Source organism: Mesorhizobium sp. M7A.F.Ca.AU.001.01.1.1 (genome assembly GCF_004022735.1).
GTDB lineage: Bacteria > Pseudomonadota > Alphaproteobacteria > Rhizobiales > Rhizobiaceae > Mesorhizobium > Mesorhizobium ciceri.
Genome location: NZ_RZPF01000112.1, coordinates 1 through 11795 on the forward strand (window position 1 = coordinate 1; position 11795 = coordinate 11795).

An 11795-nucleotide genomic window follows, 5' to 3' on the forward strand; every position below is an offset into this window, starting at 1 on the left:
CCGAATTCGACGGCTTCATCTTCACCGCCGCCGAATACAATCATGGCCCGACGGCGGTGCTGAAGAATGCCATCGACTACGCCGCCAACGAATGGAACAAGAAGCCGGCCGGCTTCGTCGGCTATGGCAGCGTCGGTGGCGCTCGCGCCGTCGAACAGCTCCGCCTTCATGCCGTCGAATTGCAGATGGCGCCGGTCAAGTCGGCCGTCCATATCGCCTGGGGCGATTTCCTCGCCGTCCGCCAGGGCGAGAAGAAGCTGGAAGACCTCGAGCATCTGAACCAGGCCGCCACGGCGCTGGTCAACGACGTTGCCTGGTGGGCCAAGGTGCTCAAGGCAGCGCGTCAGGCCGACGCCGTCGCCGAGGAAGTCAAGGCGGCCTGACCGCCGGTTCGAATTATCCTCCCAAGGATCCGGGGCGGCGCTTGCGCCGCCCTTTTTCAATTATAGCGGCTCAAACCGAAAGCTGGCGCCGGATCGGACGACGCGGCCGATACCGGGCGAATCCAGATGCGCGCCGGCGACGAAACATGATCGTCGGCAGCAAGCGCCAGCAACCGCAACCGGCTTTCGCGCGCCTGGTCCTGATCGGCATCGAATTCCCACGTCACCTCAGGTCGATCGAACTGAAGCGATGGGACGTGAACGGTGTCGCCCCAAATCAGAATGCGTTCGCCACCGCTCGAAACACGAAAGCAGCTGTGTCCCGCTTCATGGCCATGGGCTTCGACAATGTCGACATGTGTCCCGATACGGTCTCCGGCCTCGAAGGGTTCCGCCATGCTGTGAAATCGTTCGAGCCGCGCTTCGGCGCGAAAAAAGCCGAGTTCTTCCCCGGGAACGAGCAAACGCGCCAGGCGCGGGAAAGCGTCGCGGCCGTCGGCAAGCACAAGACCATGGATGTGGTCGAGATGGGTGTGGGTGAAACAGACGGCACGGACTCGTCCGGCATCGATGCCAGCTTCGTCCAGCGCCTCGGGAAGTCGGCCCATGGTGGGATGCCAGGCGTTCGAGGCACCGGTATCGATCAGGATGATTCCGTCTCCATCGTCAATCGCGAAGGCATTGACGGACAGTCTGAGTTGACCACCAACCAATGCGACTTGTTGCGGCAATTCATCGCCAAATGGCTTGTCGCCGGGTTGCCGAAGCCGTCCGATCGGCATGTCGACATAGCCATCGCGCAAGGAGGTGATGCGCAAGTCACCAAGATCGTAGGTCTGATAAAGGTCGCCCGAAGCCATGCGGTGCATTTTTTCCGATCCGTCTGCAGACAACCGGCAACATGCGACGGGCCAGCTGCGTCGGCAACCCGCCCGCTCAATTCGATCTGTGCCATGGGTGCGTGCGTCGCCTGCCGTGGCCGGATGATGCAGTCGGCGAGGCGGTCCGTTTCGTTCAACTCGCCGGCATGGTGCTGATACCCTGATGTCACGATAGCCTCGGCCCAATCGGGGTTGGACTGCTACATCGACCGGGCTGCCATCTGGTCGCGACCCTTGCCCTGATATATCCGGCTGCGATCCGTCACATGAGTGAAGCCGTGAAGACATCCAGCCTGACCGGCGCCGTTTCCCCGATGATCCCGGTGCTCGTATGCGCGCTTGCGATCTTCCTGCTGTCCGGGATGGATGCGGCGATGAAGATCCTGGTCATCGCGGTCGGGGTCTACAACACCTTGCTGTGGCGCAGCATGGTCGCGGCCGTGGTCGCGGGCGCAGCCTGGTTGGCGGGACCACGCTTAAAGCCGACCATTCCGGTGCTGAGGCTGCATGCGCTGCGTGCCGCAATTGTCGGCGTCGTGCTGATATCCTTCTTCTGGGGCTTGGCCAGGCTGCCGCTCGCGGAGGCGATCGGGCTCAGCTTCGTGGCGCCCTTGTTTGCGCTGTTTCTCGCCGCGCTGCTGCTGGGCGAACGGATCCGACGCCAGGCTGTCTGGGCATCGTTGGCCGGCATCGCCGGCGTCGCCATCATCATGGCCGGCCAGTTCGGGCAGGCAGACTATTCGCAGGACGCCATGCTCGGCACGGCAGCGGTGCTCGTATCAACCGTGTTCTACGGATACAATCTGATCCTCGCCCGGCAACAGGCGCAGTTGGCCAAGCCGATCGAGATCATGCTGTTCCAGAACCTTTGCGTTGCCATCCTGCTCGGCCTCGCGGCACCCTGGCTTGCCGTCGCCCTGCCGAGCGATCTTTGGCTTCCTTTGGCCGGGGTGACGGTGCTGTCGCTCGCCGGGCAATTCCTGATGAGCTGGTCCTACGCCCGCGCCGAAGCGCAATATCTGATCCCGACGGAATACTCGGCCTTCATCTGGGCGGTCGCGCTTGGCTGGTTCTTCTTCGGCGAGGAGGCGACCTGGACCACGCTGACGGGAGCGTGCCTGATCGTCGCCGGCTGCCTGATCGCCGCGCGGGCCAATCCCAGGCTTGCCGAGCCCATCGAAGTGGCGGTTTGAACGTCGACGTTCAACGCCCCGCAGGATCGCGAAATACCCCAGTCTCCACCTCGTGCATGAAGTGAGCGATGAGAGCCGCGCATTGGCGATGATGCGTTTCGAGAAGCATGTGCCCGCTCTCAAAGACATGGATTTCGACGGCGTCGAGATCGCGGCTGTAGGCCATGATCTCGTCCAGCGCGAAGAAGGCGTCGTGGCGCCCCCACAGCACCAGGCATGCTGGCTGTTGGTCGCGGAGATAGGCCTGGATGGCCGGGAAGCGCGCGATGTGCGAGCCATAATCGGTGAAGAGTTCGAACTGAATGTCGGTGTTGCCGGGCCTCGCCAGGCGCTCCGTATCGAGATACCAACCCTCGGGCGGAAACAACACTTTCAGACGCTCGGGGAGACCGCCGATATATTGGTTTCGGGTCCCCTCGAAATTCATCCAGTCCGGCAGTCTGGCGCGGTTTTCTTCAGTCGGTTCGGCGAAGAACGCCTTCGGCGCGTCCCATTCCGGTCCCAGCCCCTCGTCATGAGCGTTGCTGTCCTGGGCGATCAGGCCGAGGATGCGATCCGGCCGCCGTGTGGCGAGATGATAGCCGACGGGCGTGCCGAAGTCAGTGATGTGGAGGAAGAATCGCTGGAGGCCGAGGGCCTCGATGAAGGCTTCGATCGTGCTGGCCAGGTTGTCGAACGTGTAGTCATAGGCATCGATGGAAGGGGCGGACGAAAAGCCGAAACCGGGCAGATCCGGCGCCACCACATAGGCTGTCTCCGCCAGCGGTTCGATGACATTGCGATAGACGTGCGACGAAGTCGGATATCCGTGCAGCAGCAGGATTGCCGGTCTGCCGGGATCGCCGGCATGACGGTAGAAGATGTCGAGGCCGTCGACATTGATGGTTTCGTGGCGGGTCTTGTAACGATTGCTGCACATCCTCTCCCTCCCAGGGGTTCCGCGCCGATCTGGCGACGCGCTGGCTTTGACACCACGTATCCGTATGATAGTGGTTACATGTAACCGTATAATCCGGTTAATGAGGTTATGTTCCATGGGCGATGAATACACCGAATGGGTACCGGATCACTTCATAGGCGGGCATCCCGCTTTGGACCTGTCGAACGCCGTGTTCGACCGGCGGGCGCCGGCAACAGACAATGAACTCTTCAAGTCCGTCCGGGATGTTGCGAACTGGTTCAGCGCCTCAGGGCTTGCCGACGATCGTCAGGCGCAGGCCGTTGCCGAGATAGCGGATGGGCGGTTCGTGGAAGGGGTCCGCGAAATGCGGGAGGCGTCATTTCAGGTTTTCGATCCAATCGCCGCGGGCAAACCGTCTGCGGTCGAACCGCTCGGCGTGTTGTTCTCGCGCACGGCAAGCTCGCTTGCCGCCGGGTCTATCGAGCTGGATGGCACCAGGCCGGAGCTTGCCCTTGGCCGGTGGCGCGATCCGGACGCCGTCACCGCGTTGCTGGCCATGCTGTCCATCGAAGCGTTCTTCACCCTGCCGCGCGACAGGCTGCATTCCTGCCCTCGCTGTGGCTGGCTTTTCCTCGATACGTCGCGAGGCGGCAAGCGGCGCTGGTGCAGCATGCGCACCTGCGGCAACCGCGAGAAGGTGTCGCGCCACCGAGATCATACCGACGTCTAGACTGGGTTAGCGCACCACGTCGCCTTTGCTGCGGGCGGGCCGGATGCCGGCGCGTCACTCCGGAAGACCGGCCTTGCGAAAACCATCGACGAAATGCTCGAGCGTAGCGGCGTCGCGGAATGGCTCGGTCGTCGCCCAGTGATGGGTTGTGAAATGCGGGTTGCCGACGAGGAACAGTTCAGCCTCTGCGCGCGCCTCGTCGAGCCGGCCGAGTTGGGCCATGCTTGCCGCCAGGAAACGGCGTGAGCTTGTGCGATAGGTCTCGTCACGGCGCAACGTCTCGATAGCGGCTTGGTAGTCGCGCGCCGCATATTGCGCCTGGCCGAGCGTCAGATAGTACCAGCTCGCCGGAAACGGGTTCAGCCGGAACGCCTTGCCGATGTGCTCGAGGCCCTCTTCGACCCGTCCGGCCAGGACCGCGATGTCGGACAATGCCGCCCAGGTGTCGGCCTCGTTCGGGTCGAGCTCGATCGCTTTGGCGAATTCCGCATCCGCTTCAGTGAAGCTGCGCTCATAGGCAAGCAGATAAGCCAGGATCCAGCGACAGCCGGCATCGTTGGGATCGATCGCCACCGCCTTGCGCGCCAGCTCCAGGGCAACGCTGCGGGCAGCCTCGGTTGGTCCGCCCCAATGCACCTGTCCCATCCAGTGGTTCATGGCAAGCCAACGATAGGGCTCGGCATAATCAGGATCGAGCGACACCGCGCGCGTCAGCATCAGATGCGCTTCCTGCGCCATCTGCGGCGAGTCGTCGATCAGCTTTCGCGCCCGCACGCAGAGGTCGTAGGCCTCCAGATTTCGCGGCCGATTGCGCGGCGGCGGCGCGCGCAGCCGGCCAAGCAGCGCTTCCACGATCTTGGCCGTCACCTCGTCTTGAACGGCAAAGATATCCTCCAGGCCGCGATCGAAGCGTTCCGCCCACAGATGATCGCCACTCATCGCGTCGACCAGCTGTGCGTTGATGCGCACGCGCCCCGCGGCGCGTCTTGCACTGCCTTCCAACAGGTAGCGCACGCCAAGATCCCCGGCGATCTCGCGCACGTCCATCGCTTTTCCCTTGTAGGCAAAGGTCGAGTTGCGGGCGATGACGAACAGGCCGGAGATTCTGGACAGGTCGGTGATCAGGTCTTCCGTCAACCCATCCACGAAGGGATCCTGCTCGGGATCGTTGCTGAAATTGACGAAGGGCAGCACGGCTATCGACGGTTTGTCGGGCAGCGGCAAGGGTTTTCGCCTGGCCTCGCCCAGCTGTTCGACGGCCCCAGTGAAACGGTAGCCGACGCGCGGAACGGTGGATATCCATTCGCCGTTGTCGCCGACGGGGCCAAGCAGCTTGCGCAGCTGCGCGATCTGGACGGTGAGATTGCCTTCCTCGACGGCCGTGCCCGGCCACGCGGCGTCCATCAGTTCGGCTTTTCCGAGGATTTCGCCGGGCCGCCCGACGAGTGCCGCAAGCAGGCTCAGCCCGCGATAGCCGACGGCAACGGGGACATCGTTCCGAAGCAGCGTTCCCGCATGCGGATCAAGCACGAACGGACCAAAGGCAAAACGCGATCCCTGCATAGGCGCATCTATAGGGCCGCTCTAGCTCGTTTGGAAGTTTTGGGAACTATTTGGGAGGGCTTAATTACGGCGCCGTCCGTATCGCGCAGAATTCAACCTCATCGAGAGCCCTAGGCCCTCAAACCATATGGAGGTTGCCATGACCAATACCCTCACTTGTGCAGCGCGGCCGGGAACGCCCGTGCGGCCGGCATCGCGCCGGCTCCTAAAGACCCTGCGAAGCATCATCGCGAGCTGGCACGATCGGACCTGGCGCGAGCGGATACGCTTTCGCTGGCAGCTCAGGCAAATGTCGAAGGACAATCCGCATCTGATCGACGATATCGGCCTGACGATACAGCAGGTCGAGGGAGAGATCGCCAAGTCCTTCTGGGAACGATAGAGCGAAATGCCGCAAATCGCGTCGACCGTCAGCGCACCGCCTCGCGAGGGGCGCCGGCCAGGCGGGTGGCGATCAGCTTGTCGATGCGGCGGCCGTCGAGATCGACCACCTCGAAGCGCCAGCCCTGCGCGTCGACGCATTCGCCAGTCGCCGGCAGATGGTGCATATGCGACAGCACATAGCCGGCGACGGTTTCGTAATCGCGGTTTTCCGGCAGGTCGATGCCGAGAATGTCGGCCATCTCGTCGGCCTGCATGTAGCCGGCGAGCAGCCACGAGCCGTCCTCGCGCTTGACCGCGTTTTCCTCGTCGCCGGCGTCGGTGTCGGCGCGGAACACGCCGGTGATGGCTTCCAGAATGTCGGCCGGGGTGACGATGCCTTCGAAATGGCCGTATTCGTCATGCACCAGCGCCATCGGCACGTCGGATTCCTTTAGCTTCTGCAGCACATCGAGCGCGTCGGCCTGGTCGTAGACGATGGGGGCTGCGCGCACATGCCTGCGCGGATCGAGCACGCGGCCGGCAAGCAGTGCGGCCAGCACATCACGCGTCTGGACGACGCCGACCATGACGTCGACGCCGCCGTCGCCTGCCGGCAGGCGCGAATGCTGGGTTTCCATGAGCAGCTTGCGGATGGCCGCCTCGTCGGATTGCAGATTGATCCAGTCGACTTCGGTGCGCGGCGTCATCACCGCGCGCACGGCGCGGTCGCCAAGCCGCATGACGCCGGCGATCATGCGCCGCTCGTCGGATTCGATGGTGCCGTGATGCTCGGCCTCGGCGACCAGCATCTTGATCTCCTCGTCGGTGACCTTTTCCTCGCTTTCGCCGCGCTGACCGAGCAGCCACAATATGGTGCGGCCGGAGAAGTCGAGCAGGAAGACCAGCGGCGCCGACACCGTGGCGAGGATGGTCATCGCCGGAGCGACCCTGGCGGCGACCCGCTCGGGATCACGCAACGCGATCTGCTTGGGCACCAGCTCGCCGACGATCAGCGAGAAATAGGTGATGATAGCAACGACGATGCCGACGCCTAGCGGGTCGGCGACAGTCTCGCGGATGCCGGTCGAAGCCAGGAACTGCGCCAGCCGTTCGCCGAGCGTGGCGCCGGAAAAGGCGCCGGAGAGGACGCCGACCAAGGTGATGCCGATCTGCACCGAGGACAGGAACTTGCCGGGATTTGAGCCAAGATCAAGGGCGCGGCCGGCGCCATTGGTGCCGCGGTCGATCATCGCTTTCAGCCTGGCCGGGCGCGACGAGACGATGGCGAGCTCGGACATCGACAAAAGGCCGTTCACGCAGATGAGGACGACCACGATAGCGATTTCGACGTATAACATGAGCGGTCAATAGCATTGTGGCGCGGTCTTCGAAAATAGTCCGGCGTGATTTTTGAGAAATGACCGGTATTTCGCTCACGCGGCATCCCAGGGCGGCGCCGAAAAATGTTCGACGAGGGCGTCGACGACAACCCGCACCTTTGGCGTGAGCGCGCGCGTCACCGGCCAGACGGCATGCACGACGATGTTCTCGACCAGGCATTCCGACAGCACCATTTCGAGATCGCCGCTTTTGAGGCTGTCGGCGGCCAGCCATGTCGGCAGGAAGGCGATGCCGCAGCCGGCGAGCGCCGCATCCAGCATCGGTTCGCCATGGCCGAGAACGAGCCGCGCCTTGGGCACGAAGGTTGCGAGATGGCCGTCGGAATGTCTGATCACCCAGGGGCGGACGATGCCCTCGCGACCGTAGCCAATGACGCTGTGATCGGCGAGATCCTCGACCGATTGCGGCCGGCCATGCCTGTCGAGATAGTCGGGAGCCGCGCATATGGCCGAGCGCTGAGCATAGAGGCGCCTGGCCGCAAGCGACAGGCTGTCGTCGAGTTCGCCCATGCGGATCGCCAGGTCGATACCCTCCTCGATCAGGTCGACGCGGCGGTCATTGAAGGAGACTTCCACCGTCAGGTCCGGAAATTTCCTCGAAATCTCGAACAGCACGGGAGCGACGCAGCGTCGGCCGAAGGCCAGCGGCACGTCGACCCGAAGCCGGCCAGACGGGACCTGCCGACGCGAGGCGAGCAGCGACTGTGCGGCTTCGATCTCGGCCAGGGCCCGGACGCAGGCTTCATAGTAGCTGATGCCTTCGCTGGTCGGACTGAGACTGCGGGTGGTGCGGTTCAACAAGCGAACGCCGAGCCTCTGCTCCAGCTGCGCGATCGATTTGCCGATCGCCGACTTCGTCACATGCAGCCGCTCGCCGGCGCTAGTGAAGCTGCCGGCCTCCACCGCCTGCACAAACGCGACGGTGCCTTGCAGGTCGGCCGTTTCCATGGCGATTTCCTATTGTCGACTTTTAGTCCGCAATCAGTGTCAAATTATACCGCACGGAAGCACTATTTTCTATAATCGAAAGGCATAAATGTCTCGCCTGGCATCAATGCACGGAGCGCGAGACGACATGAGCACCCCAATCAACAGATCCTGGCAGATGAGCGGTTTTGGCCTGTCGAGGCTAAGCCAGGTGGAAGGCAAGGTGCCCGAGCCAGGGCCGCACGATTTGCTGGTCCGGACCAAGGCCGTATCGCTCAACTACAAGGACAAGATGATCGTGGACGGCGTGCTGATCCCCGACCTTGCCTTTCCCTTCGTGCCGACATCCGACGCGGTGGGCGAAGTGGTGTCCGTCGGCAGTGCCGTCAGCCGCTTTCAGGTCGGCCAGCGCGTGCTTGGCCAGGTGATCGCCGATTGGCCGGATGGCGACGCACCGCCGGTGCTGCATAAGCACACGCTGGGGTCGTCGCTGTCGGGTATGCTTTCCGATCATGTCATCTTCGGCGAGGACGCCGCGGTGCTGGCGCCGCTGTCGCTCGGCGACATCGAGGCCGCGACATTGCCGATCGCGGCGCTGACGGCCTGGTTCGCCATGGCCGAGGCGACCAAACCGGTGCCGGGTCAGACCATTCTGATCCAGGGCACCGGCGGCGTGTCGCTGTTTGCGCTGCAGTTCGCCACTGCGTTCGGCCTGCGCGCCATCGTCACCTCAAGCAGTGATGAAAAGCTTGAGCGGGCGAGAAAGCTTGGCGCCTGGCAAGGGATCAACTACCGCACGCAACCGGCCTGGGACGATGCCGCGCGTGAGCTGACGAACGGGCTGGGCGTGAACCACGTGCTGGAAATGGTCGGCGGCGACAATGCACGGCGATCGCTGAACGCGCTGGCCGCCGACGGCCGGCTGTCGATCATCGGCCTGCTGGGCGCGATGGAGCTCAGCTTTCCCATCCTGCCCTTCATGCGCAACCGCATCACCGTGCAGGGCCTGTCGATCGGCCATCGCCGTGCTTTCGAGCGCATGAATCAGGCGATCGAGGCGCTGGCGATCAAGCCGGTCATCGACAAGGTTTTTGGCTTCGATGAGGTGCCGCAGGCCTTGCAACATCTGGAGAAAGGGCCGTTCGGCAAGATCGTGATCACCACGACCTGACTTTTGCGATGTCATGGCAACTGCTTCAACACGCCGACAATTGCCTCGCCGTCCGTGAAATAGGGATCGCCGCCGCCATTGCGTCCCGCCTTGGTGGCGCCGACGCCCGATATGTCGCTGGTCGAGAGCAGCATGCCGGCAGTGGCCAGGTCGCGCATCAGGAAATCGCGCTCGGCGTCGATGTCGGGGCCGATATGGTGGGTGACGGCGCCGGTGTCGTGGCTGAAGCCGACGCCGCGATCGAAGCTGGCCGAGCCCAGCCACAGCGGCCGGCCATCGTCGCCGCTTGCATCGGTCTGCCAGAAGCGGACATGATGCCGTCGGTCGGCGCTGATGCCCTCCGGCTTTTCGAAGGCGAGATCCTGGGCACGGCCATCGAACAGCAGCCTGCTGACCGGCGCATCGGGATAGGGGTGGTCGAACAGCACGCTTTCACCGATCTCGATCGCGGTCTTCAGGGTGACGGCGTCGGCGGTGTCCCAGCCGGCAACGGCAAAGGCGTGGACCACCTCCTTCTGCGTGCCGACAAGGCCGACATTGATCGGGTCGCCCGGAATGCCTTGCGGCGTGTGCGTCAGCATCTCGAAGCGATGCGTGCGAAAACCTCGATCGCGGAACGTCCAGAATTCCGGTGCGGCGAAATAGGCGAGCGCCAGATACGCGGCCAACAAGGTCGCCGCCCAGATCATAATGCGTCGCCGAACGCTTCGTTGACCCATGAATGCCGCTCAAATGTTCCGGCATCACATTAGGCGTTGTCATGGCATTCAGGCAAAGGATACCCGGCACCGATCTAACGGCAGGCGCGATAACCGTTCTTGCGGTTCTTGATGTCGAAATGAAAATGGTTGCGGTGGTCGTAATTGTAGCCGGGGCCGAGCACGGTGGTGAAGTACTGGCAGCCGTCGGCGCGCACATTGTTGAGGAAGCCACGGGTGCGGAAGGCGAACAGGCCGGGCTTGCGCACATCGATGTCGTCGCCATTGTTGAGCTCGATGCTCATGACGTCGAGCGCATTGCCCTTGCCGTGTTCGGACAGGACGCCTTCGCCGGCAATCCGGCGGCAGGAATAGCTGGAGCCCTGGTGTATGGTCCTGACGCCGGAGAAATAACGCCAGCGGGCGGAGGGAACGAGTTCGTTCTTCGTCCAGCCGGCAAAGGTAGCTGCCATGTCGCAGGTCAGGGTTGCGGCGGGTTTCATCTGGATGTTGCCGATGGCCGAGACCTTGACCGGATAATCGATGCCGCACTGGCCTTCATGGATCGGCGCCAGGTCGGTGTAGGCGACATCGAGGCGCTTCAATTGCTGACGGCAGTCGGTTTCGCTGGCCGGCATCTGCTCGACGGGCGACATCGGCTCGTCCATGCGCGGATAAGCGGCCTGCGTCATGTACGGATTGGAAGGGACAAGCTTCTGCATGCCGGCATATTGCGGCACGGCAGCCGTCTGCGCGCCGACGTCGACGGCCGGCTGCAGCGACAGCACACTGCCGGTGTTGCAGGCGGAAAGCGCCGCCAGCGCCAGACCGGCGGTCAGCATTGCTGCATATTTTGACTGGCGCGCGGTGGCGAAAAACACGGCCCGAAATTTGCCGGCCATTGGCGGAATCCCGTTGATGGATATCCGGCATTTTAACGATCAAGGGTAAAGGAAAACTCAGCGTCCGCGTTCATGCCTGCGGCCGAATTGCGGCACGCGGCCTGGATCAGCCCTGATCACTGGCAGAACGTTCCGCCATGACGGCGCGGTTCGAGATCGAGATGGAAATGCAGGGAATGATCGGCGTCGGCGCCTGGGCCGAGCACCGTCTTGAAGGGTCCGCAGGCGGCCTTGCGAACATTGTTGAGGAATTTGGCGTCTTTCTCCGGCGGCGCCGGGCCGACCTCGATCTTCTTGCCGTCCGACAGCGTGAAGCTGGCGATGTCGAGCGCGTTGCCGAACGCGTGTTCCGACAGTTTTCGTGTGCCGTTGCGTGGCCGGCAGACAAAAGCCGATGCCTGGCCGATCGATTTCAGGTCCGCACCGAATTCGGCCTTTGCCGCCGGCTGGATGACATCGGCGGCAAAACGCGCCGTCGCCTCGGCCATCTTGCAGTTGAGCTCGGTGCCCGGGGCAATCGCGATCGACTTTCCAAGGGTCTTCAGCACGATGGGGTAGGGAATCGAACAGCCGATTTCGGGCTGGCTTTCCGCCTTGTACTCTTCGAATTCGACGCCGAGCGTCTTTAGCCGTTCGCGGCATGCGACTTCCTCGACCGGCATTTTTTCATCGGGCACGTCGGC

General features: G+C 63.2%; 13 protein-coding genes. 5 read left to right on the forward strand and 8 right to left on the reverse strand.

From position 1 onward, the window contains the following. A partial coding sequence (locus EN884_RS09615) for an NADPH-dependent FMN reductase (RefSeq protein ID WP_164894959.1) occupies positions 1-383 on the forward strand: 383 nt, incomplete at its 5' end. Positions 384-439: 56 nt separating this feature from the next. Here the strand turns inward: EN884_RS09615 and EN884_RS09620 are convergent. After that, positions 440-1252 carry an MBL fold metallo-hydrolase gene (locus EN884_RS09620; RefSeq protein WP_245491918.1) on the reverse strand — a complete coding sequence of 271 codons (813 nt, stop codon included), beginning with the start codon at positions 1250-1252 and terminating at the stop codon, positions 440-442. Positions 1253-1530: 278 nt separating this feature from the next. Here EN884_RS09620 and EN884_RS09630 point away from each other — a divergent pair, with 278 nt between their 5' ends. Further along, on the forward strand, positions 1531-2457 hold the full coding sequence (locus tag EN884_RS09630; RefSeq protein WP_013530053.1) for a DMT family transporter: 927 nt from the start codon (positions 1531-1533) through the stop codon (positions 2455-2457). A gap of 10 nt (positions 2458-2467) precedes the next feature. Here the strand turns inward: EN884_RS09630 and EN884_RS09635 are convergent, their stop codons facing one another. Beyond that, positions 2468-3376 (reverse strand): alpha/beta hydrolase, encoded by a 909-nt coding sequence (locus EN884_RS09635; protein ID WP_013530054.1) that lies wholly within the window; start codon positions 3374-3376, stop codon positions 2468-2470. A gap of 115 nt (positions 3377-3491) precedes the next feature. Here EN884_RS09635 and EN884_RS09640 point away from each other — a divergent pair, with 115 nt between their 5' ends. Then, positions 3492-4088 carry a CGNR zinc finger domain-containing protein gene (locus EN884_RS09640; RefSeq protein ID WP_013530055.1) on the forward strand — a complete coding sequence of 199 codons (597 nt, stop codon included), beginning with the start codon at positions 3492-3494 and terminating at the stop codon, positions 4086-4088. 54 nt (positions 4089-4142) lie between these two features. Here the strand turns inward: EN884_RS09640 and EN884_RS09645 are convergent, their stop codons facing one another. Continuing rightward, a complete protein-coding gene (locus EN884_RS09645) occupies positions 4143-5651 on the reverse strand; it encodes a winged helix-turn-helix domain-containing tetratricopeptide repeat protein (RefSeq protein ID WP_063168818.1) in 1509 nt (502 codons plus the stop codon). Positions 5652-5790: 139 nt separating this feature from the next. Here EN884_RS09645 and EN884_RS09650 point away from each other — a divergent pair, with 139 nt between their 5' ends. Continuing rightward, positions 5791-6033, forward strand: coding sequence for a hypothetical protein (locus EN884_RS09650; RefSeq protein ID WP_013530057.1), 243 nt, complete (start codon positions 5791-5793; stop codon positions 6031-6033). A 28-nt stretch (positions 6034-6061) separates the two neighbouring features. Here EN884_RS09650 and EN884_RS09655 read toward each other — a convergent pair whose 3' ends face one another. Both EN884_RS09655 and EN884_RS09660 read right to left on the reverse strand, forming a co-directional pair. Continuing rightward, the gene (locus EN884_RS09655) at positions 6062-7372 is read right to left on the reverse strand and encodes a hemolysin family protein (protein ID WP_024504164.1); all 1311 of its coding nucleotides are present in this window, start codon (positions 7370-7372) and stop codon (positions 6062-6064) included. 75 nt (positions 7373-7447) lie between these two features. Further along, positions 7448-8362, reverse strand: a complete 915-nt coding sequence (locus tag EN884_RS09660; protein ID WP_063168817.1) for a LysR family transcriptional regulator — start codon at positions 8360-8362, stop codon at positions 7448-7450. A gap of 127 nt (positions 8363-8489) precedes the next feature. On the opposite strand from EN884_RS09660, the gene EN884_RS09665 reads away from it, so the two are divergent. Further along, positions 8490-9512, forward strand: a complete 1023-nt coding sequence (locus EN884_RS09665; RefSeq protein WP_013530060.1) for an NAD(P)-dependent alcohol dehydrogenase — start codon at positions 8490-8492, stop codon at positions 9510-9512. A gap of 11 nt (positions 9513-9523) precedes the next feature. Here the strand turns inward: EN884_RS09665 and EN884_RS09670 are convergent, their stop codons facing one another. From EN884_RS09670 to EN884_RS09680, 3 genes are all read right to left on the reverse strand, one after another. Next, on the reverse strand, positions 9524-10231 hold the full coding sequence (locus EN884_RS09670) for an LssY C-terminal domain-containing protein (protein ID WP_063168816.1): 708 nt from the start codon (positions 10229-10231) through the stop codon (positions 9524-9526). A 74-nt stretch (positions 10232-10305) separates the two neighbouring features. Continuing rightward, on the reverse strand, positions 10306-11112 hold the full coding sequence (locus EN884_RS09675; RefSeq protein ID WP_027162117.1) for an extensin family protein: 807 nt from the start codon (positions 11110-11112) through the stop codon (positions 10306-10308). 116 nt (positions 11113-11228) lie between these two features. After that, on the reverse strand, positions 11229-11795 hold a 567-nt coding region (locus tag EN884_RS09680), incomplete at its 5' end, for an extensin family protein (protein ID WP_206617576.1).

Bases quoted from the DNA above. Each gene is read 5' to 3' on its own strand.
- EN884_RS09675 (WP_027162117.1), bottom strand. From the start codon at position 11,112: ATGGCCGGCAAATTTCGGGCCGTGTTTTTCGCCACCGCGCGCCAGTCA.
- EN884_RS09645 (WP_063168818.1), bottom strand. From the start codon at position 5,651: ATGCAGGGATCGCGTTTTGCCTTTGGTCCGTTCGTGCTTGATCCGCAT.
- EN884_RS09635 (WP_013530054.1), bottom strand. From the start codon at position 3,376: ATGTGCAGCAATCGTTACAAGACCCGCCACGAAACCATCAATGTCGAC.
- EN884_RS09620 (WP_245491918.1), bottom strand. From the start codon at position 1,252: ATGCACCGCATGGCTTCGGGCGACCTTTATCAGACCTACGATCTTGGT.
- EN884_RS09650 (WP_013530057.1), top strand. From the start codon at position 5,791: ATGACCAATACCCTCACTTGTGCAGCGCGGCCGGGAACGCCCGTGCGG.
- EN884_RS09660 (WP_063168817.1), bottom strand. From the start codon at position 8,362: ATGGAAACGGCCGACCTGCAAGGCACCGTCGCGTTTGTGCAGGCGGTG.
- EN884_RS09665 (WP_013530060.1), top strand. From the start codon at position 8,490: ATGAGCACCCCAATCAACAGATCCTGGCAGATGAGCGGTTTTGGCCTG.
- EN884_RS09655 (WP_024504164.1), bottom strand. From the start codon at position 7,372: ATGTTATACGTCGAAATCGCTATCGTGGTCGTCCTCATCTGCGTGAAC.
- EN884_RS09670 (WP_063168816.1), bottom strand. From the start codon at position 10,231: ATGGGTCAACGAAGCGTTCGGCGACGCATTATGATCTGGGCGGCGACC.
- EN884_RS09640 (WP_013530055.1), top strand. From the start codon at position 3,492: ATGGGCGATGAATACACCGAATGGGTACCGGATCACTTCATAGGCGGG.
- EN884_RS09630 (WP_013530053.1), top strand. From the start codon at position 1,531: ATGAGTGAAGCCGTGAAGACATCCAGCCTGACCGGCGCCGTTTCCCCG.